This window comes from Flavobacterium sp. (genome assembly GCF_040402955.1).
Classification (GTDB): domain Bacteria; phylum Bacteroidota; class Bacteroidia; order Flavobacteriales; family Flavobacteriaceae; genus Flavobacterium.
Genome location: NZ_JBBALQ010000004.1, coordinates 49,854 through 74,720, shown reverse-complemented (window position 1 = coordinate 74,720; position 24,867 = coordinate 49,854). Strand labels below are relative to the sequence as shown.

Here is a 24,867-nt window from a genome sequence, read left to right as displayed (position 1 = left end):
TTGCAATCATAAAGATACAACTATTCTTTAAAAACAAAAATATAATTCATTTAATTTTGAATACAACACAAACTATACTAGAAAACGCAAAGCAAACTATCCTGTCACAAAGCGAAAGTATTGCAAAACTTACGCAATATCTTACTGAAGATTTTGCCAAAACTGTACAATTAATTTTCGATTCCAAAGGAAGATTAGTCGTTACTGGTATTGGAAAAAGTGCGATTATTGCTCAGAAAATTGTAGCGACATTAAATTCTACAGGCACACCATCTATATTTTTACACGCTGCTGAAGCCATTCATGGCGATTTAGGAATGATACAAAAAGGCGACGTTGTTTTATGCATTTCAAAAAGTGGAAATAGTCCTGAAATTAAAGTTTTGGCGCCAATTATTAAAAATTTTGGTACTACTTTAATTGGAATGACCGCTAATCCAAGCTCATTTTTAGCTACATCTTCCGATTTAGTTATACTTGCACACGTAGATGACGAAAGTTGTCCGCTTGGTTTAGCCCCTACAAATAGCACAACTGCTCAATTAGTTTTAGGCGATGCTATTGCCGTTTGTTTGATGAAATTAAGAAATTTTCAGGCAGAAGATTTTGCCAAATATCATCCTGGTGGTGCCTTGGGAAAAAAACTATTATTACGCGTTAAAGATATGTTAGACGCTACACACGCACCGCAAGTAGCTCCAAATGCTTCCATTAAAAAAGTAATTATGGAAATTTCTGAAAAACGTTTAGGTGTTACCGCTGTTGTTGAAAATGATAAAGTAATTGGAATTATTACTGATGGCGATATCAGAAGAATGTTAACAGATAGAGACACTTTTTCTGAATTAACTGCACAAGATATTATGACTAAAAATCCAAAATCAATAGCTTTAACCGTTTTAGTTTCAGAAGCTTTAGATGTGTTAGAAGATAATAAAATTACACAATTGATGGTGATTGATAATGGAACATACAAAGGCGTGTTGCATTTACACGATATTTTAAAAGAAGGAATTGTATAATGGCAAAAAAAAACAAAAAAAACATTAACGAAATGACTTTTTTAGACCATCTTGAGGAATTAAGATGGTTGCTAGTGAGAAGTTCAGCCGCTATATTAACAGGTGGTGCAGTTGCTTGGTTTTTTAACGATTTTATTTTTAAAACTATTATTTTTGGACCCATGAAAGGTGATTTTGTTACCTATCAGTTTTTTTGTGATTTGGCAAATAAATACGATTTAGACAAAAGTTTTTGCGACACTACATTAAATTTCAGCATTCAAAATACCGAAATTGAAGGACAAATTTCTTTATTAGTTTGGACGTGTATTACAGCAGGATTTATCATAAGTTTTCCTTATATTTTATTACAATTTTGGAATTTCATTAGTCCGGCATTATATAAAAAAGAAAAAAGAAATGCAGTGAAATTTATAGTTATTTCTTCTTTATTATTCTTTTTAGGTGTGTTATTTGGTTATTTTGTACTAACACCCTTATCATTAAATTTTTTATCAACATTTACCGTATCTGATGTTATTAAAAACGATATTAATGTAAATTCTTATATCGGAACCGTTAAAACCACAACTTTAGCGACTGGTTTAATTTTCGAATTACCAATTATAATTTATTTCTTATCCACTTTAGGATTGGTAACTCCTTCTTTTTTAAGAGAATACAGAAAATGGGCATATGTAATTATCTTAATTATTGCAGCAATAGTAACACCACCAGATGTAATTAGCCAAGTTATAATAACTATCCCATTAATTATACTTTACGAAATAAGTATTTTTATTAGTGCTTTTATCTTTAAGAAGAACAACAAATCAATAACCACAATATAATGAGTGATTTAATTTCCGAGTTTAACAACTATCGTGCTAAAATGAATGAAAAATTAGTAGCCGATGACAATAAAGTAATCAAAAGAATTTTCAACTTAGACACAAACGCCTATAGCGAAGGCGCACTTGATGTGAAAACTAAAGAATTATTAGGATTAGTAGCTTCAGCTGTTCTGCGTTGTGACGATTGTATAAAATATCATTTAGAAACAGCATACAAAAACGGAGTAAATCGCACAGAAATGATGGAAGCTATGAGTATTGCCACTTTGGTTGGTGGTACTATTGTGATTCCACATTTGCGTAGAGCTTATGAGTTTTGGGAAGCGTTAGAGAATGAGTCAATTTAATAATGTGCCATGTGCCAATTAGTTAATGCGACAATTCAAAAAATTTAACTAAACATTAGAAAATTGAATTATAATTAATGGTTATTTTTTTGATATTTTTACAAACGAATAAAATTATAGTATTGCCATTAATAAAAATTGAAGCAATATAAAAAAATTGGCACATTGCCATATTGATTAATTGACAAATTAAAACAAATGAAATTAAGAGCCGAAAATTTAGTTAAAACATATAAGAAAAGAAGTGTTGTAAAAGGCATTTCTGTTGAAGTAAACCAAGGCGAAATTGTGGGTTTATTAGGCCCAAATGGTGCTGGAAAAACGACTTCATTTTATATGATTGTAGGTTTAGTAAAACCAAATTCTGGAAATATTTATTTAGATGATATGAATATTACCGATTTTCCTATGTCCAAAAGGGCTCAAAACGGAATTGGGTATTTGGCGCAAGAAGCATCGGTTTTTAGAAAATTGAGCATAGAAGACAATATTTTATCGGTTTTACAATTAACAAATTTAACCAAAGCCGAACAAGAAGCCAAAATGGAAAGCTTAATTGAAGAGTTTTCATTAGGTCATATTCGTACAAATCGTGGTGATTTATTATCGGGTGGAGAACGAAGAAGAACAGAAATTGCTCGTTGTTTGGCAACAGATCCAAAGTTTATTTTATTAGATGAACCGTTTGCTGGAGTTGATCCAGTTGCGGTGGAAGATATTCAAAGAATTGTAGCACAATTAAAAAATAAAAACATCGGAATATTAATAACCGACCATAATGTACAAGAAACGTTAGCCATCACAGACAAAACCTATTTAATGTTCGAAGGTGGTATCTTGAAAGCAGGAAAACCAGAAGAATTAGTAGAAGATGAAATGGTTAGACGTGTATATTTAGGTCAGAATTTCGAATTAAGAAAAACAAAAATAGACTTTAATGCTTCAAAAGAAGTTGAGTTAGATAAGTAACTAAACAGATAGACTCATAGGATTTATTTTTCACACCACGTTTGTCACGCTGAAAGCGTCTCAACTATAATTGAATTGACAAGATTGTGTTTAATTCGTTATTAAGACGTAGGGAAATATCTTCCTTATACAAATTTAAGCAAAAGCAAAGTTTAAAATCTTTATAAATCGATTAAAATCCGCGTCATACGCGTACCTATCATATGAAAAATCCTTCAAAAGAACAATCAGAAGCTTGGCGCAAAGACCAAAAAAATTGGAAATGTGGTGTGTTTTATTATAATCCTGAAGACGAAAGATTATTACCGCCAAAAAGAGAAGCTTGGATGGGTTGGACCACTAACTTTGCCAATTCAAAATCTGTAGCATTGTTGATTGCCATTGTCCTTTTAATTCTATTTCTAACGGCATTTTTCCCCAAAAAATGGATTATTTAATACAGACTTTCTTCAAATCAGCTACGTTTCCGTTGAAAACGTTCACATCTACAAGTTCGTTGATGCCGTGAAGTTGGGCTTTTTCCGTAAATTGCCACATCAAATAATCATCTTCAATTTTTTCTTTCCAAGGATTGTAATTGGCTATCCAAAATTTATAATTTGGAAAATCGTCTCGCAAAAAATCTTCGTAATATTTTTCACCCGTATAAATAATAGGTTTCACTCCGTACTGTTTTTCTACTATTGTTAACCAATTTTGTAATCCTTCTTTTAATTTGTTCATCGATTGTCCTTTAGGCATTTTTTCGATATCTAAAATTGGTGGTAAATGTCCTTTTCGTAATTTGACATTCTTAATAAAATTAGTAGCTTGATCGGTTGAATTTTCATCTGGACGATAATAATGATAAGCACCCTGAATATAAACAGTTGACGATAAATTTTTCCAGTTTGTTTTGAATTTACGATCTACTTTTTTACTTCCGGCTGTTGCCCGAACCACTACAAACTTAATTTCAAATTGCTCTTCAATAGCTTCAAGATTTTCCCAATCAATAGTACCTTGATACTGAGAAACATCAATACCTAAAATTTTACCTTCGTGATTGGCTACGATATCATTTATTCGAGCATCTTCAAGTTTTCTTTGATTTGCAGTTAAAGTGGTGTGTTTGGATTTAAATCCTAAGTAATATAGAACTACATCTTTTTTCTGATATACGAAAACAATCGTAATCAATAACAAAAAAAGTCCTAGAATCCATTTGAAAGATTTCGGACTAATTGAAGTTTGTTTTTTTCTATTAGAAGTATATTTTCTTCTGGCAGCCATTACACTTACTTAAAAATCGTATTATTCACCACAGATAAAATCACATAAAGCAAAATGATAATTGGAATGGCGATAAATTCTAACAAGATTATTAAAATCAGAGAAAGAATCAAAAACACGACTTGCATTTTATATTTTTCCCAGCTGAAACTTTTTACTTTTAAAGAAAATAAAGGAATTTCTGCATTTAATAAATACGAACTTAAAACCGTAACTCCGACTAAAACATAAGGATTACTTAAAAAATCAACTAACCATTCAAATTCTGAATGAAACTGAATCATTGGAATACTCATAATTAACAAAGCATTTGCTGGTGTTGGTAAACCAATAAACGAATCGGTTTGACGCGTGTCTACATTAAATTTAGCCAATCTGTAACAAGATGCTAAAGTGATTAAAAAACCTAAATACGGTACAACACCCATATAATACGTGTCTTCTGTTAAATTATATTGCGATTGGTTTTCCTGAATATCTGCTAACATTTTATACATTACCAATCCTGGCACCACGCCACTTGTAACCATATCTGCTAAAGAGTCCAATTGTAAACCAATTGGGCTTTGTACTTTCCAAATTCTGGCGAAAAAACCATCCCAATAATCAAAGAAAATTCCCAAACAAACCAATGAAAAAGCTTCATTATAATTTCCGTTAAACGCGTGAATTAAAGCCAGTAAGCCTGCTAATAAATTCAACAAAGTGATGGTATTTGGAATGTGTTTTTTGATACTCATGAAGTGATGTTTTTTTTTAATATGAATTTTCTATAGCAAATGTAAACAATAAAATGAAAGAATTTGAGTTTATTAAAGAAGAAATTATGATATTTGTTGTTAGAATTAAATGATTTGAAAAAAATAATAGTATTCATCGGGTTGCTGACTTCCACGTCATTTTTCGGACAAACTATTCGTAAATATTCCAACGAATTTTTAAACATTGGAGTGGATGCGGCAGCGTTAGGAATGAGTAATGCGGTAACTGGACAAACCTCGGATGTAAATTCAGGATATTGGAATCCTGCAGGGATTTTACAATTAGAAGACAAACAAATTGCTTTAATGCACGCGAATTATTTTGCCAATATTGCTCAATATGATTACGCTGGTTTTGCTATGCCAATTGACGACCGAAGCGCTTGGGGAATTTCCTTAATTCGCTTTGGAGTGGATGACATTTTAAATACCACTCAATTAATTGACAGTCAAGGCAATATTGATTATAATCGCATTTCACTTTTTTCTACTGCCGATTATGGCGTGACATTTTCTTACGCACGAAAATTACCTATTGAAGGTTTTAATTATGGTGTGAATGCCAAAGTAATTCGAAGAATTATTGGCGATTTTGCCTCTTCTTGGGGTTTTGGATTTGATATAGGGTTGCAATTTCAAAACAAAAACGATTGGAAATTTGGTTTAATGTTACGAGACATCACTACAACATACAACACTTGGACCATTAACGAAGAAGAATATAAGAAAATAAAAAATGCTGTTCCAGGTGAAAACCAAGAATTGCCAGAAACAAGTGAAATTACGTTGCCAAAAGCACAGTTTGGATTGTCAAAAAAATTCGAATTTCATTACGATTACACTTTAACAACCGCAGCCAACTTGAATATGGAATTTGCACAAACAAATGATATTATTTCTACAAGTATGGTAAGTATTAGTCCTGCCATTGGTTTGGAATTCGGTTATATTGATTTGGCTTTTTTACGTGCTGGGGTTGGTAACTTTCAACAAATTACACAAATTGATAATACAAATAAAGTGAGTTTTCAACCAAATTTTGGTTTAGGGTTTAAATACAAAGGTATTCAAGTAGATTATGCTTTAACTGATTTAGGAAATCAAAGTGCGGCGCTATATTCTAATGTCTTTTCTGTAAAAGTGGATTTAGAAATTTTTAGAAGGTAAATTTTGAGAATTCATTGTTCAGTTTGAGTGTTCAGTAAAATAAAATCAGTATAAAACAGTTAAATCTGCGTACCAATATGCTAAAAAAAATACTTTTATTATTATTATTACCAATTGTTGGTTTCTCGCAAAACGTAATTTTATCAGACAATGCTAAAGTTAGCATTTTAACTTGCGGAACGGCACCCGTTTCTTACGCAATGTATGGACACACTGGTATACGAATTACAGATAATGTAAATCAAATTGACGTGGTATACAACTATGGTGCGTTCGATTTTTCGACTCCAAATTTTATGATGAAATTTGTAAAAGGTGATTTACAATATTTTGTAACAAGCGAAAATTACTACGATTTTGAATACAATTACAAATTAGACGGAAGAAGTATTGTAGCACAAGAATTAAATTTAATTACAGCACAAAAACAACAACTTTTTAACGAGCTCAACATTAGTTTAACTTCCGATGAACGATTTTATACCTATAAATTTATTGATAAAAATTGTACAACAATGATTGTAGACAAAATCAATAAAATATTAGGTTCCGAAGTGTTAAAACAACCAAAATCAAAACAAAGTTATAGAGAAATTTTGTATCCATATATGTCAGATTTCTATATGAAATTTGGGATTCAAATTATTTTTGGGACTAAAGTAGACCAACCTGCTACTCGCCTATTTTTACCTTTAGAATTTGAAAAAGTATTAGAAACTGCTACTTTAAACGGACAAAAAATTGCACAACCAAACATAGTTTTAAATAAAGAAACGATTACTGTTCCGTTTTCTTACATGAATTCTATTTATTCTTTATTGGCTGCGATTATAATTTTGATTTTAATAAACAAAAAAGGCATACAAATTACCTATTTCATTTTCGCAGGATTATTAGGGTTGTTTTTCAGTTTAGTAGGATTCTTTTCGCTACACGAAGAAATTCTATGGAATTATAACATCTTTTTATTTAACCCATTATTACTAGTTTTCGCATTTTACTATTGGAAAAAAAACACCTCGAAAATCATTTTATTAGGTCAAATTTCTATTGCTTTTATGCTGATTTATTTGGCTTATATTGTAAACAAAATTCAATTACTAATCGTAATACCAATTGTAGTGTTGCATTTGTTTTGGTTGGTTAGGATTGTGATGAAATATAAAAAGATAGTTTATAAGTAATTAAAAAACTTTGTAATATGCCTAATTATTTTGATTTTTCAAGATATGGATCTTATTGTGCAATTTTAATTAGTAGTGTATTTCTATTATTATTACTTATTTTAAATATCTACCCATCAATTATTTTTTCTAATATATTAGATGTATATGCGTATTTTTCATCTATAACAGGCACAGTAGGTTTTATATTTTCTATTATAGGAATAAGAGAAACCAACTCCTTAAAAAAATGGTTAGTATTTTTGGTCAACCTTTTTTTCGGAATATTTATGTTAATTTTCTTAATTTTAATCAATAATTAAATAAAAAAAAGCCAAGCTTTCACTTGACTTTTTAATTTATATTCAAAACCTAACTACGCTTTTCCAGCAGCAATTAAATTTAATGCCGAACCAGCTACAAACCAACCAATTTGGCTTGAGTTATAGGTATGATTGGCTAAAATAATATCTTTTGTTCCATCAGCGTGGACAAATTCTAACGTTAAAGGTTTGTCTGGAGCAAATTCAGTTAAATCTAAGAAATTGATGGTATCATCTTCTTGAATTTTATCGTAATCTGATTCATTAGCAAAGGTTAAACCTAACATGCCTTGCTTTTTTAAATTCGTTTCGTGAATACGAGCAAATGATTTAACTAAAACCGCTACAACACCTAAAAATCTTGGTTCCATTGCAGCGTGCTCACGTGAAGATCCTTCTCCGTAATTATGATCACCCACAACTATTGAAGGAATTCCAGCAGATTTGTACGCTCTAGCTACAGCTGGTACTTCAGCATAATCTCTAGTTAATTGATTTTTAACCGAATTGGCTTTACCATTGAAAGCATTTTCTGCACCAATTAACATATTATTTGAAATGTTATCTAAATGTCCGCGGAAACGTAACCATGGGCCAGCCATAGAAATATGATCTGTTGTACATTTTCCAAAGGCTTTAATTAACAACTTAGCTCCAGCAATATTTTTTCCCTCCCATGCAGCAAAAGGCGCTAATAATTGCAACCTATCAGAAGTTTCAGAAACCACAACTTCAACAGAAGAACCGTCTTCAGCTGGTGCTTGGAAACCGGCATCTTCTACAGCAAAACCTTTGGTTGGTAATTCATCTCCAACTGGAGGATTTAATTTTACAGCTTCGCCTTTATCATTTAGTAACGTGTCTGTTAATGGATTAAAATCCAAACGACCTGAGATGGCTAACGCAGCAACCATTTCTGGAGACGTTACAAAAGCGTGAGTATTCGGATTTCCGTCTGCTCTTTTAGAAAAGTTACGGTTGAATGAATGTACAATCGTGTTTTTCTCACCTTTATCTGCTCCTGCTCTATCCCACTGTCCAATACAAGGTCCGCAAGCATTTGTAAATACTTTAGTTCCCATTTTTTCGAAAGTAGCAATAATGCCGTCTCTTTCTATGGTATATCTAATTTGTTCAGAACCTGGGTTAATACCAAATTCTGCTTTTGGAGTAATTCCGTGAGCCACTGCTTGTTCTACAATAGAGGCTGCTCTTGACATATCTTCATAAGAAGAGTTTGTACACGAACCAATTAAACCCCATTCTACTTTTAATGGCCATTCATTTAGTGCGGCTACTTCTTTCATTTTAGAAACTGGCGTTCCTCTATCTGGTGTAAAAGGACCATTAATATGTGGCTCTAATTCAGATAAGTTAATTTCTATTAATTGATCAAAATACAGTTCTGGATTAGCATACACTTCTGCATCACCAGTTAAATAATCGGCAACTTTATCTGCAGCATCCACCACATCTTGGCGTCCTGTTGCAGCCAGATATCTTCTCATTGAATCATCGTATCCAAAAGTTGAAGTGGTTGCTCCAATTTCTGCACCCATATTACAAATTGTACCTTTACCTGTACACGACATTGAAGTGGCTCCTTCGCCAAAATATTCAACTACAGCTCCAGTTCCACCTTTTACAGTTAAAATATCTGCAACTTTAAGAATAACATCTTTAGCGGATAACCAACCGTTTAATTTACCAGTTAATTTTACTCCTATTAATTTTGGAAATTTTAATTCCCAAGACATGCCAGACATAACATCAACGGCATCAGCACCACCAACACCAATTGCTAACATACCTAAACCACCGGCGTTAACCGTATGCGAATCCGTACCAATCATCATTCCACCTGGAAATGCATAATTTTCTAAAACAATTTGATGAATAATTCCTGAACCTGGTTTCCAAAAACCAATACCATATTTATTTGAAACAGAAGAAAGAAAATCGAAAACCTCCTTTGATTGTGTATTTGCGAATGCTAAATCTGTAGCTGCTCCAATTTTGGCTTGGATTAAGTGGTCACAATGAACCGTTGTAGGAACTGCTACGGTTTTTTTACCTGCGTGCATAAATTGTAACAACGCCATTTGTGCAGTTGCATCTTGACAAGCTACTCTATCTGGGGCAAAATCTACATAATCTGTTCCTCTTTTAAAAGTTGTTGTTGGTTTTTCTTCCCACAAGTGAGAATATAAAATCTTTTCAGTTAAAGTAAGTGGACGACCAACTAACTCACGTGCTTTATCCACACGAACAGCCATGTTTTCGTATACCTTTTCAATCATTTTAATGTCGAATGCCATACTAAAATTATATTATTTTATTTACTATTGTTTTTTGTGATACAAATTTAACCAATTATTTTTAGATTAAAAAATTTATAATAAAAAACGATAATACCAAAATTATTAATTGTAATTATTCTGTTTTAATGAATTTAATTCAATAATAACACAAAAAAGAAGTGTTTGTTTAGGAATTCTTAATTTAAGCAAATTAAACTACGAAATTAGAAAAAAACAATAGTGTATTTTGTCAAATTAACAAAAAGGACCGGTGTTAAAATAGTTTTCTAATGATATATTCTTCCGAAATGCCTTCAGCATCTGCTTTGTAGTTTTTTACAATTCTATGACGTAAAATTCCGAAAGCAACCGCTTGTACATCCTCTATATCTGGGGAGAATTTTCCGTTAATAACTGCATTTGTTTTTGCAGCTAAAATTAAATTTTGAGATGCACGTGGCCCCGCACCCCAATCTAAATAATTTTTAACAAAATCTGGTGCTAATGGGTTATTTGGTCGGGTTTTTGAAACCAATGTTACAGCATATTCAATTACGTTATCTGTAACTGGAATTTTACGAATAAGGTTTTGATAGGTGATGATTTCTTCTGCAGTAAACAGAGGATTTATAGTTGTATTAATGTCTGAAGTTGTAGCTTTTACTACTTGAACTTCTTCTTCAAATGTAGGATAATCTAAGTTTATAGAAAACATAAAACGATCTAATTGTGCTTCAGGCAACGGATATGTACCTTCTTGCTCAATAGGATTTTGAGTAGCTAATACAAAAAATGGTAAATCTAATTTAAAACTTTGCCCTGCAACGGTAACCGATTTTTCTTGCATTGCTTCCAATAATGCAGCTTGTGTTTTTGGTGGCGTTCTGTTAATTTCATCCGCCAAAATAATATTAGAAAAAATAGGTCCTTTTATAAATTTAAAATTACGCGTTTCATCTAATATTTCACTTCCTAAAATATCGGAAGGCATTAAATCTGGCGTAAACTGAATGCGCTTAAAATTTAACCCTAAAGCTTCTGAAATAGTATTTACCATTAAGGTTTTCGCCAATCCTGGAACACCAACTAACAAAGCGTGCCCACCAGAAAAAATACTCAATACAATCTGATTGACTACATCGTCTTGACCTATAATAACTTTAGCAATCTCTTGTTTTAATTGCTTTTGTTTACTTACTAATTTTTCAATTGCTGCTACGTCTGACATCTTTTTGGGTAAAGGGTTTAGGGTAAAAGGTATTGGGTAAAGTATTATTTTTTTAACCAATTATTTTCAAAAGTACACTCTTTGTAATCGTTACTTATTTTAATATAATTTTTTTCGATTTTTTCGGCCATCCATTTTCCAATTTCTTGATATTGTTTATCAGAAAGTGCTAATTCTTTAATTTTGATATAATCTGTACCGAAATCAGCTTTATGTTCCTCCGTTCTTTTATTTACTTTAAGAATTTTAAAGAATTTTGTTCCTTGTCTTTCTTGATCTAAAATCACTTTAGACATTTCACTTTGTGTCATTCCGTTTACTTGATTGTATAGCGCAGGATCTAATTTTGAAATTTCAAAACGAGGTTCTGAAGTACGTGGATTTAATAAAAGTCCACCATTATTTTTTGTGTCTTTATCATCTGAAGAAGCTTTGGCTGCATCTTCAAAAGTAATTTCTCCTTTTTCAATTTTAGCACGTATGCCATCAATTTTTTCTGATGCCTCTTTTATGGCTTTCGAGGTTACTTTTGGACTTACTAAAATATGTCGTAATTCGATATCTTGACCAATAATTTTTTCTACAAAAATAATATGAAAACCAAACTCCGTTTCAAAAGGTTCAGAAATCTCTCCTTCATTTAAACGAAAAGCTACATCTTTAAATTCTTTTACAAACTGTGTTTTTTTATTCATTTTATAATATCCACCGTTTGAACTAGAGCCTGGATCCTCTGAATAAATTACGGCTTTACTGTAAAAACTTCCTCCGTTATTAATAACGTCATTTCTAATTTCTTTTAATTTATCAATAGCTTTTTGTTTGTCTTCTTTAGAAATTACTGGTTTAATAATAATTTGAGATAATTCAATTTCTGCACCAATAGTTGGAATTTTATCAGCAGGAATTTTATTAAAAAATTGCTTTACTTCATCAGGTGTTGCTGTAATTTCATCAACAATTTTGCGTTGCATTTGCGACGTCAACTTGTTTAATTTGATTACTTCGAAAAAATAACTTCTAAAATCTTCTTCATTTTTTTTCTTATAATATTCAAATACTTTTTCTTTAGATCCAATTTGTTCTACCATAGTATTCATTTGGTTATCCATAAAAGTATTAACTTCTTCATCTGTAACCACAATACTATCCTGAACCGCTTGATGCGCATATAATTTATCTTCTAATTGCTTGCCTAATAATTCGCAACGTGTAATTTTTTCGGTATCAACCCCTTGCGTTTTTAACTCTAAAAGCATTAAATCTATATCAGAATCTAATACAATGTAATTTCCTACAACGGCTGCAACACCATCCACTTTTTGCTTCTTTTGCGCAAAAGTGATTGTTGAAAAAAGGAATAAAGCAAACGCTAAAAGATTGGTTTTATTTGTGAATTTCGAAATCATTGTTTGTATTGGCATCATTGGTTATTTCTGTTTTTATTATTTTAATTGCTGTTTTACACTTTCAAAGACAGCTGCATTGATATTTATTTTAAATTCTTTTTTCAATTCATCAACCCAAGTAGATTCTAAATATTGTTGGTAATCGTTAATAACTTTACTTTTACAATCTTCAAGTTCTTTTGTTTCTGCGGGTTTGGTATTTTTTAGATGAACTACAAAACTATAATTTGCGTCTTTATATGTGTTATTTGCACCTGTAGATAGATTTGAAATTTTATCCAAAATATCATAATTTTTCTCAAATAAACCAGATTTCACCATAATAGCTACTTTATCATTTTTATTTAATTTCGATTTGATATATTCAATACTTTTTCCTTTTTGAAGCATTTTTTGAGCCGATTCAATAACGGTTGCATCTGTTGACGACAAAATATCTACATCAAATCTTTCCTTCCAATTGTATTTAGATTTATTTAAATTATAGAAGTTTTGAAGCCCAATAGTATCTATTTTTGATTTATCCCAGATTTCTTTTTCCATTAAATCAAACAACAACAAACCATCTCTGTATTCGTCCATAACATTTTTGAAATCAATGAATTCGTTTTCTAAATTATCAGTATAATAGGCAATTAATTGCTCGCCTTTCCAAGATTCAAATAATTCAGAAACTAATTTCGTAACCGGTTTAGTCGAAAGCTTATTTTTTTGTTGCGAGTGAATATAGCTTGCAAATGACAAAGTAGGCACTTTTTTGTTTTTAGCAATAACAAGTAAATCTTCCTTAATTGAAATATCTTCTTTTGGAAGTTCCCAAGTTTGACTATAAATGGCATCAGTTACCGTTTTTTCAATATTCTTATATTGCGTTTTGTTTACTTCTTGAGTATATTTTACTTTTAATTTACTTGCCAAAGTATTCGTAATAATTATTGAACGCTCATCTCTTTTAATTTTATTTTCTAATTCAGATTTTGAATCAGCTAATGATTTTACGGGATGTTTTTCTATTAATTTTACAATATGCCATCCAAAACCTGATTCAAACGGTTGTGAAATATCACCTTTATTTTGTAATGAAAATGCGGTACTTTCAAATGCTTCTGAACTTAATTGTCCGGTACCAAAACGTTGTAAAGCACCACCTTTAACAGCCGTAGACTTGTCTTCAGAAAATTGGCTTGCTAACGCTTCAAAACTTTCGCCTTGTTGAATTTTTTTCGAAATATCTTCAATCGTTTGTTTGGCTTTTAACTTGGCTTCATCAGTTGCATCAGTTGGATTTAAAATCATAATATGCGCCACAGTAACTTCACCTTTATTGTCTCTTTTATCAGTAACCTTAATTAAATGATATCCAAAACGAGTTCTAATTGGATTAGAAATTTGCCCAACTTCAGTTTTATAAGCTGCAGATTCAAATGGATACACCATTCTAAAAGAAGAAAAATAACCTAAATTACCTTTGTTATCTTCCACCGATGGATCTTGAGAATTAGCTAATGCTACCGATTCAAAACTTTCACCTTTTTCAATTTGTTTTTTTAACGCAAGTGCTTTATTGTAAAACGCTAATGTATCTGCACCTTTAATACTTTCGTCAAATGAAAGCAAAATATGCGATGCTTTTACTTCTTTTGTACTTCTGTTATAGGCTTCTTCAATTAATTGATTAGTAACTTTTGAATCATTTAAATACGATTTAGAAAGTTGATTTCTGTAGGAACTTAATTCGCTTTGATACTTTGAATTGTTTTGCAAACCTAATTTATAAGCCTTATTTACTTTTAACTTATATCCAATAAATAACTCTAAATATTGATTCAAGTCTTTTTGCGAATCGTCTTTTACTAAATCTAAATTTTTAAGATAAATTCTTTTAAATTCGTCAATTTTGTATTCATTTGAATCAATCGTAAAAAGCACGTCTTTTGGTGTGTTTTGGGAAATTGAATTAGAGCAAATTGTTAAAAATAGTACTAAAAAAAAGTTTTGAATTTTCATTTTTTAAAATTGGTTTTGTTTGCAACAAGCAAAAATAGGAAATCATTACAATTAAACAACTAATTGAAGATATATTAACTAAATTTTTAGATTTTCAAACTGAATAAAGCCGGTTTTATTTTCTATTTCCCCTTGCGATTAATGTATTTTTTAACAACATTGCAATCGTCATAGGGCCAACTCCACCGGGAACTGGAGTAATAAATGAGGCTTTTTTGGAAACATTTTCAAAATCAACATCACCTACAATTCTATATCCTTTTTCGGTTGTTTCATCTATTACACGAGTAATTCCTACATCTATTACCACCACATCATCTTTTACCATTTCGGCTTTTAAATAATTTGGCACACCAAGCGCAGAAATAATAATATCTGCTTGTGATGTAATTTGTGTAATATTTTTAGTGTGAGTATGTGTAACCGTAACTGTTGAATTTCCGGGAAACCCTTTTCTTCCCATTAAAATACTCATAGGACGACCTACAATATGACTTCTTCCAATAACTACCGTATGTTTTCCTTGGGTTTGAACGTTGTATCTTTCCAATAATTCTAAAATTCCAAAAGGAGTAGCTGGAATAAAAGTACTCATATCCAATGCCATTTTTCCGAAATTTTCTGGATGAAAACCGTCTACATCTTTTGATGGATGAATGGCCATAATAACTTCTTGAGTATCAATTTGTGGTGGTAAAGGTAATTGTACAATAAATCCATCTATATTTGAATCTTCGTTTAATTCTGCAATTTTTTTAAGTAATTCAGTTTCCGAAGTCGTACTTGGCATTTTTATCAAAGTAGATTCAAAACCTACTCTTTCACACGCTTTAACTTTACTACCAACATACGTTAAACTTGCTCCATCATTTCCAACAATAATTGCAGCTAAATGAGGAACTTTTTCGCCATTTGCTTTCATTTTTGCTACTTCAGCAGCAATTTCCTCTTTAATTTCTTCTGAAACTTTTTTTCCGTCTAATAGTTGCATTGTAATTGTTTTAAAAGTTGAAAAATTGAAAGTCTTAAAGTTATAAAGACTTTCAACTTATTTATTTCATTCCAGGCATTGAAGGCATTCCTTTCATTCCGCCCATCATTTGCATCAGTTTTTTTCCGCCACCGCCTTGCATCATTTTCATCATTTTGCTCATTTGATCAAATTGTTTCATCAACTGATTGACATCTTCAATTTTTCTTCCGGCACCTTTTGCAATTCTTGTTTTTCTTTTTACATCTATAATCGCTGGTTTGCTTCTTTCTTTGGGTGTCATCGACTGAATAATCGCTTCCACGTGTTTAAAAGCGTCATCTTGAATTTCTACATCTTTTAATGCTTTTCCAGCTCCAGGAATCATTCCGACAAGGTCTTTCATGCTTCCCATTTTTTTGATTTGTTGTATTTGCGCTAAGAAATCATCGAAACCAAATTCGTTTTTCGCGATTTTCTTCTGAATTTTTCTAGCTTCTTCTTCATCATATTGTTCTTGGGCTCTTTCTACTAATGAAACTACATCGCCCATTCCTAAAATTCGTTCCGCCATACGAGAAGGATAGAACACATCAATGGCGTCCATCTTTTCTCCAGTACCGATGAATTTTATAGGTTTATTTACTACCGATTTTATTGAAATAGCCGCTCCACCACGAGTATCTCCATCTAACTTGGTTAGGATAACTCCATCAAAGTTTAATCTATCATTGAAGGCTTTTGCTGTATTTACAGCATCTTGACCTGTCATGGCATCTACAACAAACAAAGTTTCCTGTGGTTGAATGGCTTTGTGAACGTTTGCAATTTCGTTCATCATTTCTTCATCCACTGCTAAGCGACCTGCCGTGTCAATAATTACGACATTGAAACCGTTTGCTTTTGCGTGCTTAATGGCGTTTTCTGCAATAGAAACTGCGTTTTTATTTTCTGGTTCAGAATATACTTCCACACCAATTTGATCTCCAACAACGTGCAACTGATTAATCGCCGCTGGACGATAAATATCACAAGCTACTAAAAGCGGGTTTTTAGATTTTTTTGTTTTTAAAAAATTAGCTAATTTTCCTGAGAATGTAGTTTTACCAGAACCTTGCAAACCAGACATTAAAATAACGGTTGGATTTCCAGATAAGTTTACGCCTGCAACATCGCCACCCATTAATTCGGTCAATTCATCTTTTACTAATTTTACCAACAATTGACCTGGCTGCAATGTCGTTAAAACATTTTCCCCAATAGCTTTGTCTTTCACTCTTGTAGTAAAATCTTTAGCAATTTTAAAGTTCACATCGGCATCTAATAATGCACGACGTACTTCTTTTAAAGTATCGGCTACGTTTACATCCGTAATTTTTCCGTGTCCTTTTAGTATATGGAAGGCTTTATCTAACTTATCGGTAAGATTATCAAACATAATAATTGAGCTTTTTTAATGAAATGCAAATATATGGTAAAGTTTTAAAAGTCGAAAGTGATAAAGTCGAAAGTTAGAAATTAGAAATAAAAAAACCGTTCTGAAAATTCGGAACGGTTTTTTAACTTATATAAAACATATTATTTTTTAGAACAACATGATTTTTTTTCTGTTGAAGCACAAGACTTTTTTTCACCTTCTTTTTTGTCTGTACAAGAAGATTTTTCAGTTTTTGCTTTTTTCTTTTCTTTTTCTTTTTCTTTGAAGTTAACTACAGAAGCAGAAGAAACCATAAATGCCATTAAGGCAACAATTGACAATACTTTTTTCATGATATTTATTTTTATTTGTTATACTTATTAACTTATATATTTCAAATGTAATAATTTTTTATTACTTAAAACATAAATTTTTCTTAATTTTTTTCAAAGGTTAAATAATCTGTTCCTCCGTTGCCTCCACTCACATCAATCAATTGAATTTTTGTATCAGTTCTGGAAACAATATCCCAGTCGTCTGTTAAATCCAAAAAGTTAGCTGGAGCTGTAAAGGCAATATTAAAATCTAAATCGTTTAAAGTGTCGTCATTACTATTTGAATCCGTAACCGACCAAGTTCCTGATGTAGTTAATCCGTTTCCTACTGCAGTAAGTACATTATTTGATGCAAAAGTAAAGTTATAACCTGTAAAATTAGTGGTTTCATTTACTCCAGAATCCACATAATTTGTAATACGCCAAGTGCCTGAAATAACCGTATTAATTACTTGAGTTTGATTTACATTTGTTGGTGCATCATCGTCATCACTACACATGGAAGCCACATTAAGCACAAATAAAAGCGCTAAAACTGAAATTATTTTAATTTTTTTCATGTCGTAAATTATTAAATTATAAAACAAATATAATCCTTTATTAGTTAAAAACTTAAATTACAATGCTTTAATTCTTGCAACTTCCACCGCAACCTAGATTAAAAACTGCTTGAAACATAAAGAAAACTCCAAAAGGAACAAATACCCATTGATTTTGCTCGTAAGCTGAATAAAAACAAAACATGGCTATTGCAATACGAAAGTATCGCATAAAATGCCAATTATTAAAAAATATCTTTTTCATAATTTAAAAAACTTTAAGCAAATGTACTAAAGTTAAAATCACTACTATGTAACAAATAGTACAGAACTTAAAACTGAAAATAAATAAATGGCTGTGGACCTGCAGATGCAGTGGCATAAACCAACCAAAAAACCAATCCTAAAATAATAGCACGAGTAATTAAAGGCATAGCTTTAAAAACATCTTGAATGGCGATAGTAACTTTTTCAGGAATGTAATGCCAAAAATATCCTAAAAACATCAAAATAAAAACATTTTGATAGCCTTGAATAATAGTGAGCCACTGATTGAAATCTAAAGTTACTTTTCCGATATTCTGAATAATTTGTAATGCAATTGTAAAGTCTTTTGCTCGAAAGAAAATCCAACAAAACGCCACAAAATGAAAGGTTACAAGAATTCCAATAACTTTTAAAAACGGCGTTAAAAAGAATATTTTTCGCTTTGACGGTGGATAATATTCTAAAAATATTTTATGAATAGCCAAAGCCATACCGTGTAAAGCGCCCCAAATTATAAATCGTAAACTGGCTCCGTGCCATAAACCACCTAATAGCATAGTTGTCATTAAATTCACGTTGGTGTACATCGTTTTTTCTTTTTCTCTTGAAAATAAAAAAGTAAATACAAAGACTATAGTTGATGCTACAGCTATTATTAATGGTATATTACTTGTTTTAGAAAAAGAAACACCCCAAACAATAGCACCAATAAAAAACAAACTTGGAAATAAAAATCCTGCAAACGTTCCGTAACGATTTCCTCCTACAGAAATATATAAAAAATCTTTTAACCAAGTAGATAAAGAAATGTGCCAACGCCGCCAAAAATCTGTAATAGAAGTTGATTTATATGGCGAACGGAAGTTGGTTGGTAATTTGAAACCTAACAATAATGCTACCCCAATTGCCATATCTGAATAACCAGAAAAATCACAATAAATTTGAATCGTATAGCCATAAGAAGCCATTAAATTTTCGAAAGGAGTATAACTATTTGGTAAATCGAAAACACGATCTACGAAATTTAATGATATGTAATCTGAGATGACTGTTTTCTTAATTAATCCACCAATTATCAATAGAAACGCACGATTGATATCGTCTTGCGTTACATTTAATTTTTGATAAATTTGAGGTAAAAAATCTTTTGCTCTTACAATAGGTCCCGCCACTAATTGTGGAAAAAAGGAAACGAAAAACAAATAATCTACAAAACGTTTAGTAGGTTCTATTTCTTTTCGATAGACTTCAATAATGTAACTTATAGATTGAAACGTGTAAAATGAAATTCCTACAGGTAAAATCACGTCAAAAAACGCAAATTTTTCTCCAGTAACGGTGTTGGTAATGTCTACTAAAAAATTACTATATTTAAAATAACCTAAAAATCCTAAATTTAGAATAATACTAAATGTTAAACATAATTTTTTATAAAAAACACTTGAAGTACGATGTACTAAATTTCCTAAATTATAATCAACAACTGCCGAACCTAAAAGTAATAAAAAATAAATTCCGCTTGACTTGTAATAGAAAAACAGTGAAAATAAAATTACATAACCCATTCGGAGCGTGTTGGCTTTTCTTAGTAAAATATACCAAAAATAAAACACTAAAAACAAACCTAAAAACAATCCTGTATTAAAAAGTAATGGTTCTTTTTCGTTGTAAACAAACCATTTTTCTATTACTTCAGGAGTAATTTTGCCTATATTTTTATAAAACCATTCTTGCAGCACAATCTCTTATTTTTCAGATTTATATAATTCGTACGATTGAATAAAGGCGTCAAAAAACAATTCGCCTTGTTTATCATAACCTGTATTTGAATAATGCACCTTGTCTCTTGCCATTAATCCCATTCTTGAATTCGTATTGATGTTTTTGTTTCCACCAAAAATATCTAATAAATTCCAAACAGCGTAGTTTTCGGCTGGTGCCATCTCAATTATTTTTTCAGCATATTTTTCAATATAAATATTTTGATATTTTCCATGTAAAACAGAAGGTGGTGGCGTAGTAATTAAAAAAGAAGCCTCTGGGCATTTTTGTTTTATTCCGTCAATCATTGTTTTTAAATTTCCAAAATAAGTAGCAATATCTTGTTTGTCAAAACTTTCATTAGTTCCCAAAGAAATTACATATAAATCAGCTTCTAAACTTGGTAATTGATCAAAAAACAAAGGAAATTTATTGAAATCGTTGCTTTTTGCACCATTTACACCGATAGATGAATAGGTAACACCTGGTTTTTCATTTTCTAAAATTAAACCATTTAAAGCAAATTCAGCACTATTTTCATTTCCAATAATGGTAATTTTATCAATTGGTTTTTGAGAATTATATACATTATAAAACGGTGTGTTTTCTAAAACAATCGGTTCATAAATATACTTTACAGTTGAAACTGTTTTGTATATGGTTACTGTTTTTCCACCAGGAATTTTTAAAGTTTTTCCATCTCTAATATTATCAGATGTCAATCCGTTTGCTGCTTTTAATTGTTTTAATGAAATGTTATATTTATCAGCAATTCCACCTAAAACTTCACCCGGTTTAACTTTATGAGAACTTATTGCTGGTGTTTTAACAGCTACTTTTTCTTGCGTAGTAAAACTTTTTTTAGCAAAAGACACATTGAAAATATTTTCGTTTTTAGGCGAAATGACTTTCAATTTTGTAAAATCGAATTGGGCATCTTTCACCAACATATCAATATGAAAACTCTTTTGTTTTGGCTCAAAAGATATCCCACTTACGCCAACAGGTTTTGAAGTGTCAGCATATAAATTTCGTGTAGCAGAAAATCCACCAGAACCAGTAAAACGTATTGGTGAACTATTATTAGTATTTGCCAAACTATAAGGAAAAGTAAAACCGAAACCCGCATTTCCAAAAATTTGCTGCACTCGGCGTCTTATTTTTGCTGTAAACAAATCTGCTTGAACATGCGAATCACCAATATGAACTATTCGTACTTTTCGATCTTGATTTTCTTCTAGTTGGTATAACTTTTCAAAAATTGTAGCCAATGCTTTTTCATTGGATATTACATTGTTAAATGCTTCAAAATTAGACATATCGATAGAAACGGTTGCGCTATCAATAGCCACTTTTACAGAATCAGTTTGCGAAAAACCAAATGCTGTAAAAAACAACATATATATAAACTTATTCATTTAAAGTATCTTTAATTACGGGTAAAGAATCGATTACCGTTGGTTTTGGATTGTTTTTTTTCTTGGCTAAAATGCGTAATCTTTTATACTCTTTATAACCTGTATTTATTTGTTTATAAATAAGTTGTGCAATTTCTTTAGCACCTCTGTGATTAAAGTGCGTATAATCTTTATTGGCTTTTGCAGGTACATTTTCTACCCATTTTACCATAGAGCCATCGCCTCCCATAAGGGCAAACAAATTGACTAAACCCGCTTCAGATTTTACTGCATATCTTTTCTGAGCCATAATTAAAGGAGCAACTGCAGAATCCGATTTCATTTGCATATCGTATTTAGTTGATTTATCGGCAGTTGTAATAATTAAAATGGCAGCTCCAGGAAAACATTGTTTTACGTGTTTTACAACCGAAGTCATTTTTCTTTCGTACCAAGAATAATTTAATGACCCGTAATTTAAAACGTTTGTTCCGAATTGTAAAATAATTAAATCGTATCCTAACTTTTGCTGAAAAGCATTCATTAAATCAATATTGAACGAACCTAAAGGCAAACCAGAATTTCCTCGAGAAGAAAAATTATCAACGTGAATTCCTTTTCCATTATCAAAATTAAATCCGTAAAACGGAATAGAATCTGAATTTATAAAATTGACCTTAACATTTATAACAGAAGTACCAATTTGAGTTGTATTTAAAATTGCGTTTGCCGAAAGCTTTTTATAAATGGTATCTTTTCCTAGAACTTGGCGCAACATTCCTTTTTTATTATTGGAACTTCCATAAAAAAGAGTAGGATTATTTAAAGTTGATGAAAAGCCATTTCTACCTGCTTTATATTTTACCCAAGTAGGATTTGCAGTGTCTTTTACGAAAAATACTGAACCATTAACTCCAAATGAACGTAACGGGCTTTTAGTTTTTAGATACGATTGCGATTTCCAATTTGTAGAAAATTCATGTGAAATTGACCCTCTAGACGCAGCTGATTCTGATGTAATATTCACAAAACCAACACCTTCACCACCAAAAACACTTTGAAATTGGGTACGAACATCTTGTACAATCATATCGCCATCTGTCATTGAATCTCCAAAATAGGCAATTCGAGCTTTTCCTTTTTTATTGGTTTCTAATTGGTATAATTTTTCAAAAAACGGAATTAAATATTGATATCCTTTGTATTGTTCGAATTTTTCACTGGAAAATTTAATTCCAAGTGGATTTGATACAAATGAAATGGTTTTGTTCGTTAATGTATCTTCTTCAGAAAGGTTAGCGCCTTCCGCAACAGCTTCTAACATTAAACTATCCACCACAACATTTTTACTATTTGTTGTTGTATCAGGGAAAAGTTTTTTTGGTAAAAACGATTTAAATCCAATAAAAGATACAATTGCAATTACTACAATTAGCCAGGATTGAAAGAAATAGGTTTTGTTTTGGTTCACTTTATTTTGTTTGTTATTTCAAATTTCGTTAATCAAAATTCATTGTTCAACATTTTTACACTTGGAACACTCAACTTGGAATTTTGAATGTTGAAATGTGATTACATACGTTCAGGAACGCTAATTCCCAACAATCCGAAAGCGTTTTTAATTACTTGGCTTACCGAGTTTGAAAGTTGCACTCTAAATACTTTTCTATCTAAATTATCTTCTCCTAAAATCGACACATTTTGATAAAACGAATTGAATTCTTTTACCAAATCGTAAGTATAATTCGCAACTAAAGCTGGGCTATGATTTTCTGCCGCACTTTGAATTACTTCAGGAAATAATTGTACTTGTTTTATTAACTCTTTTTCTTTTTCGTGTAATTCTACAAGTTTAGATTCAGAGCTATAATCGAAAGTTGCTTTTCTTAAAATCGATTGAATACGAGCATAAGTATATTGAATAAAAGGCCCTGTGTTTCCGTTAAAATCTACAGACTCTTCTGGATTAAACATCATTTGTTTTTTCGGATCTACTTTTAACATATAATATTTTAGAGCACCCAAACCTATGGTTTTGTATAAACTTTCTTTTTCATCTTCAGAATAGCCATCTAATTTTCCTAAATCTTCAGAAATTTGTTGTGCTGTTGTAGTCATTTCAGCCATTAAATCGTCAGCATCAACAACAGTTCCTTCACGAGATTTCATTTTTCCAGAAGGTAATTCTACCATTCCGTACGATAAATGGAATAAATTTTCAGCCCATTCGTACCCTAATTTTTTAAGAATTAAGAACAATACTTTAAAATGATAATCTTGCTCATTTCCAACGGTATATACCATACCGCCAATGTCTGAAAAATCTCTAACACGTTGAATTGCCGTTCCGATATCTTGTGTCATATAAACAGACGTTCCATCCGAACGCAATACAATTTTTTCGTCTAAGCCATCTGCTGTTAAATCTATCCAAACCGAACCGTCTTCTTTTTTAAAGAAAACACCGCGACTTAAACCTTCTTCTACTACATCTTTTCCTAACAAATACGTATTGCTTTCGTAATAATAGCTATCGAAATCTACTCCTAAATTTGTATACGTTACGGAAAATCCATCGTATACCCATTGATTCATCATTTTCCAAAGATCAATAACTTCTGGCTTGCCGTTTTCCCAATCTAAAAGCATTTGTTGGGCGTCTAAAATAAGTGGCGCTTGTTTTTTAGCTTCCTCTTCTGTTTTTCCTTGCGACATTAAAGCAGAAATTTCAACTTTATAAGCTTTATCAAATTCCACATAAAAATTACCCACTAATTTGTCGCCTTTTAAACCTGTTGAAGTTGGTGTTTGTACGTTTCCGAATTTTTGCCAAGCCAACATCGATTTACAAATATGAATTCCTCTGTCGTTAATAATTTGTGTTTTATATACTTTTTTACCAGATGCTTTAATGATTTCAGCAACAGAATAACCCAATAAATTATTTCTTATATGACCTAAATGTAAGGGTTTGTTTGTGTTAGGCGAAGAATATTCTACCATAACTGCTTTTTCACCTTCAGTAGGCGTTACAAAACCATAAGAATTATCATTTTTTATGCTATTGAAATAAGAAATATAATATTCATCTGAAATTACTAAATTTAAAAAACCAGCAACTACATTAAATTTTGATACCTCAGCAACATTTTCTACTAAATACTCCCCTATTTTAGTTCCTATTTCTACAGGATTTCCTTTAATTTGTTTTACCAACGGAAAAACCACCATAGTAATATCGCCCTCAAAATCTTTCTTTGTAGATTGAAATTCAACTTTTTCAATAGAAATTTGAAATAGTTTTTCAACAGCATTTTTTATAGGTTCGAAAAGAATTTCTTGTAATAACATCATCGTATTTTTAATAGCGTGCAAAGATA

Annotated in this window: 22 protein-coding genes; 7 read left to right on the top strand and 15 right to left on the bottom strand. The window is 31.2% G+C overall.

Annotated elements, in window-relative coordinates; translation table 11 throughout:
- Window positions 1–56: 56 nt before the first annotated feature.
- The 5 genes from ABWP78_RS03595 (at window position 57) to ABWP78_RS03575 (ending at window position 3,608) form a co-directional block, all read left to right on the top strand.
- The gene (locus ABWP78_RS03595; protein WP_353169153.1) at window positions 57–1,022 is read left to right on the top strand and encodes a KpsF/GutQ family sugar-phosphate isomerase; all 966 of its coding nucleotides are present in this window, start codon (window positions 57–59) and stop codon (window positions 1,020–1,022) included.
- On the top strand, window positions 1,022–1,852 hold the full coding sequence (gene tatC / locus ABWP78_RS03590) for a twin-arginine translocase subunit TatC (protein WP_353169151.1): 831 nt from the start codon (window positions 1,022–1,024) through the stop codon (window positions 1,850–1,852). The genes ABWP78_RS03595 and tatC overlap by 1 nt, the downstream gene beginning before the upstream one ends.
- Entirely contained in the window at window positions 1,852–2,202 is a 351-nt protein-coding gene (locus tag ABWP78_RS03585) for a carboxymuconolactone decarboxylase family protein (RefSeq protein WP_353169148.1), read from the top strand. The genes tatC and ABWP78_RS03585 overlap by 1 nt, the downstream gene beginning before the upstream one ends.
- A gap of 198 nt (window positions 2,203–2,400) precedes the next feature.
- Window positions 2,401–3,171, top strand: coding sequence for an LPS export ABC transporter ATP-binding protein (lptB, locus tag ABWP78_RS03580; RefSeq protein ID WP_353169146.1), 771 nt, complete (start codon window positions 2,401–2,403; stop codon window positions 3,169–3,171).
- Between the two features lie 203 nt (window positions 3,172–3,374).
- Entirely contained in the window at window positions 3,375–3,608 is a 234-nt protein-coding gene (locus tag ABWP78_RS03575; RefSeq protein WP_353169144.1) for a DUF5808 domain-containing protein, read from the top strand.
- Here ABWP78_RS03575 and ABWP78_RS03570 read toward each other — a convergent pair.
- Both ABWP78_RS03570 and ABWP78_RS03565 read right to left on the bottom strand, forming a co-directional pair.
- Entirely contained in the window at window positions 3,601–4,443 is an 843-nt protein-coding gene (locus tag ABWP78_RS03570) for a GH25 family lysozyme (RefSeq protein ID WP_353169142.1), read from the bottom strand. The two genes, ABWP78_RS03575 and ABWP78_RS03570, sit on opposite strands and share 8 nt — an antisense overlap.
- A 5-nt stretch (window positions 4,444–4,448) precedes the next feature.
- Window positions 4,449–5,177: a CDP-alcohol phosphatidyltransferase family protein gene (locus ABWP78_RS03565; RefSeq protein WP_353169280.1), complete on the bottom strand. Its 729-nt coding sequence runs from the start codon at window positions 5,175–5,177 to the stop codon at window positions 4,449–4,451.
- Between the two features lie 120 nt (window positions 5,178–5,297).
- On the opposite strand from ABWP78_RS03565, the gene ABWP78_RS03560 reads away from it, so the two are divergent.
- Complete coding sequence (locus tag ABWP78_RS03560) at window positions 5,298–6,371, top strand: putative type IX sorting system protein PorV2 (RefSeq protein ID WP_502905453.1); 1,074 nt, start codon at window positions 5,298–5,300, stop codon at window positions 6,369–6,371.
- Window positions 6,372–6,448: 77 nt separating this feature from the next.
- Window positions 6,449–7,555 carry a lipoprotein N-acyltransferase Lnb domain-containing protein gene (locus ABWP78_RS03555; protein WP_353169140.1) on the top strand — a complete coding sequence of 369 codons (1,107 nt, stop codon included), beginning with the start codon at window positions 6,449–6,451 and terminating at the stop codon, window positions 7,553–7,555.
- Window positions 7,556–7,910: 355 nt separating this feature from the next.
- Here ABWP78_RS03555 and ABWP78_RS03550 read toward each other — a convergent pair whose 3' ends face one another.
- The 13 genes from ABWP78_RS03550 to argS all read right to left on the bottom strand — a co-directional run bounded on the left by ABWP78_RS03550 (window position 7,911) and on the right by argS (window position 24,838).
- Window positions 7,911–10,175 (bottom strand): aconitate hydratase, encoded by a 2,265-nt coding sequence (locus ABWP78_RS03550; RefSeq protein WP_353169137.1) that lies wholly within the window; start codon window positions 10,173–10,175, stop codon window positions 7,911–7,913.
- Window positions 10,176–10,431: 256 nt separating this feature from the next.
- A complete protein-coding gene (locus tag ABWP78_RS03545; protein ID WP_353169134.1) occupies window positions 10,432–11,385 on the bottom strand; it encodes an AAA family ATPase in 954 nt (317 codons plus the stop codon).
- Between the two features lie 44 nt (window positions 11,386–11,429).
- Complete coding sequence (locus ABWP78_RS03540; RefSeq protein ID WP_353169133.1) at window positions 11,430–12,812, bottom strand: peptidylprolyl isomerase; 1,383 nt, start codon at window positions 12,810–12,812, stop codon at window positions 11,430–11,432.
- An 18-nt stretch (window positions 12,813–12,830) separates the two neighbouring features.
- The gene (locus ABWP78_RS03535; protein WP_353169131.1) at window positions 12,831–14,801 is read right to left on the bottom strand and encodes a peptidylprolyl isomerase; all 1,971 of its coding nucleotides are present in this window, start codon (window positions 14,799–14,801) and stop codon (window positions 12,831–12,833) included.
- 115 nt (window positions 14,802–14,916) lie between these two features.
- A complete protein-coding gene (locus tag ABWP78_RS03530; protein WP_353169129.1) occupies window positions 14,917–15,792 on the bottom strand; it encodes a bifunctional 5,10-methylenetetrahydrofolate dehydrogenase/5,10-methenyltetrahydrofolate cyclohydrolase in 876 nt (291 codons plus the stop codon).
- A gap of 61 nt (window positions 15,793–15,853) precedes the next feature.
- Window positions 15,854–17,209: a signal recognition particle protein gene (gene ffh / locus ABWP78_RS03525; RefSeq protein WP_353169126.1), complete on the bottom strand. Its 1,356-nt coding sequence runs from the start codon at window positions 17,207–17,209 to the stop codon at window positions 15,854–15,856.
- A 140-nt stretch (window positions 17,210–17,349) separates the two neighbouring features.
- The gene (locus tag ABWP78_RS03520; protein WP_353169124.1) at window positions 17,350–17,541 is read right to left on the bottom strand and encodes a hypothetical protein; all 192 of its coding nucleotides are present in this window, start codon (window positions 17,539–17,541) and stop codon (window positions 17,350–17,352) included.
- Between the two features lie 83 nt (window positions 17,542–17,624).
- Entirely contained in the window at window positions 17,625–18,083 is a 459-nt protein-coding gene (locus ABWP78_RS03515; protein WP_353169122.1) for a hypothetical protein, read from the bottom strand.
- A gap of 67 nt (window positions 18,084–18,150) precedes the next feature.
- Window positions 18,151–18,327 carry a hypothetical protein gene (locus ABWP78_RS03510; protein ID WP_353169119.1) on the bottom strand — a complete coding sequence of 59 codons (177 nt, stop codon included), beginning with the start codon at window positions 18,325–18,327 and terminating at the stop codon, window positions 18,151–18,153.
- Window positions 18,328–18,394: 67 nt separating this feature from the next.
- The gene (locus ABWP78_RS03505) at window positions 18,395–20,068 is read right to left on the bottom strand and encodes an MBOAT family O-acyltransferase (protein WP_353169117.1); all 1,674 of its coding nucleotides are present in this window, start codon (window positions 20,066–20,068) and stop codon (window positions 18,395–18,397) included.
- Window positions 20,069–20,074: 6 nt separating this feature from the next.
- A complete protein-coding gene (locus tag ABWP78_RS03500; protein WP_353169114.1) occupies window positions 20,075–21,508 on the bottom strand; it encodes a GDSL-type esterase/lipase family protein in 1,434 nt (477 codons plus the stop codon).
- A complete protein-coding gene (locus tag ABWP78_RS03495; protein WP_353169112.1) occupies window positions 21,501–22,958 on the bottom strand; it encodes an SGNH/GDSL hydrolase family protein in 1,458 nt (485 codons plus the stop codon). Before ABWP78_RS03495 ends, ABWP78_RS03500 begins: the two co-directional genes overlap by 8 nt.
- Before the next feature lie 101 nt (window positions 22,959–23,059).
- Complete coding sequence (gene argS / locus ABWP78_RS03490) at window positions 23,060–24,838, bottom strand: arginine--tRNA ligase (protein ID WP_353169275.1); 1,779 nt, start codon at window positions 24,836–24,838, stop codon at window positions 23,060–23,062.
- Between the last annotated feature and the right edge of the window lie 29 nt (window positions 24,839–24,867).

What these genes read in the sequence shown, in the direction of transcription:
- tatC (WP_353169151.1), top strand. Translation starts at nt 1,022, where the DNA reads ATGGCAAAAAAAAACAAAAAAAACATTAACGAAATGACTTTTTTAGAC.
- ABWP78_RS03585 (WP_353169148.1), top strand. Translation starts at nt 1,852, where the DNA reads ATGAGTGATTTAATTTCCGAGTTTAACAACTATCGTGCTAAAATGAAT.
- lptB (WP_353169146.1), top strand. Translation starts at nt 2,401, where the DNA reads ATGAAATTAAGAGCCGAAAATTTAGTTAAAACATATAAGAAAAGAAGT.
- ABWP78_RS03575 (WP_353169144.1), top strand. Translation starts at nt 3,375, where the DNA reads ATGAAAAATCCTTCAAAAGAACAATCAGAAGCTTGGCGCAAAGACCAA.
- ABWP78_RS03570 (WP_353169142.1), bottom strand. Translation starts at nt 4,443, where the DNA reads ATGGCTGCCAGAAGAAAATATACTTCTAATAGAAAAAAACAAACTTCA.
- ABWP78_RS03555 (WP_353169140.1), top strand. Translation starts at nt 6,449, where the DNA reads ATGCTAAAAAAAATACTTTTATTATTATTATTACCAATTGTTGGTTTC.
- ABWP78_RS03550 (WP_353169137.1), bottom strand. Translation starts at nt 10,175, where the DNA reads ATGGCATTCGACATTAAAATGATTGAAAAGGTATACGAAAACATGGCT.
- ABWP78_RS03545 (WP_353169134.1), bottom strand. Translation starts at nt 11,385, where the DNA reads ATGTCAGACGTAGCAGCAATTGAAAAATTAGTAAGTAAACAAAAGCAA.
- ABWP78_RS03540 (WP_353169133.1), bottom strand. Translation starts at nt 12,812, where the DNA reads ATGATGCCAATACAAACAATGATTTCGAAATTCACAAATAAAACCAAT.
- ABWP78_RS03535 (WP_353169131.1), bottom strand. Translation starts at nt 14,801, where the DNA reads ATGAAAATTCAAAACTTTTTTTTAGTACTATTTTTAACAATTTGCTCT.
- ABWP78_RS03530 (WP_353169129.1), bottom strand. Translation starts at nt 15,792, where the DNA reads ATGCAACTATTAGACGGAAAAAAAGTTTCAGAAGAAATTAAAGAGGAA.
- ffh (WP_353169126.1), bottom strand. Translation starts at nt 17,209, where the DNA reads ATGTTTGATAATCTTACCGATAAGTTAGATAAAGCCTTCCATATACTA.
- ABWP78_RS03520 (WP_353169124.1), bottom strand. Translation starts at nt 17,541, where the DNA reads ATGAAAAAAGTATTGTCAATTGTTGCCTTAATGGCATTTATGGTTTCT.
- ABWP78_RS03515 (WP_353169122.1), bottom strand. Translation starts at nt 18,083, where the DNA reads ATGAAAAAAATTAAAATAATTTCAGTTTTAGCGCTTTTATTTGTGCTT.
- ABWP78_RS03510 (WP_353169119.1), bottom strand. Translation starts at nt 18,327, where the DNA reads ATGAAAAAGATATTTTTTAATAATTGGCATTTTATGCGATACTTTCGT.
- ABWP78_RS03500 (WP_353169114.1), bottom strand. Translation starts at nt 21,508, where the DNA reads ATGAATAAGTTTATATATATGTTGTTTTTTACAGCATTTGGTTTTTCG.
- argS (WP_353169275.1), bottom strand. Translation starts at nt 24,838, where the DNA reads ATGTTATTACAAGAAATTCTTTTCGAACCTATAAAAAATGCTGTTGAA.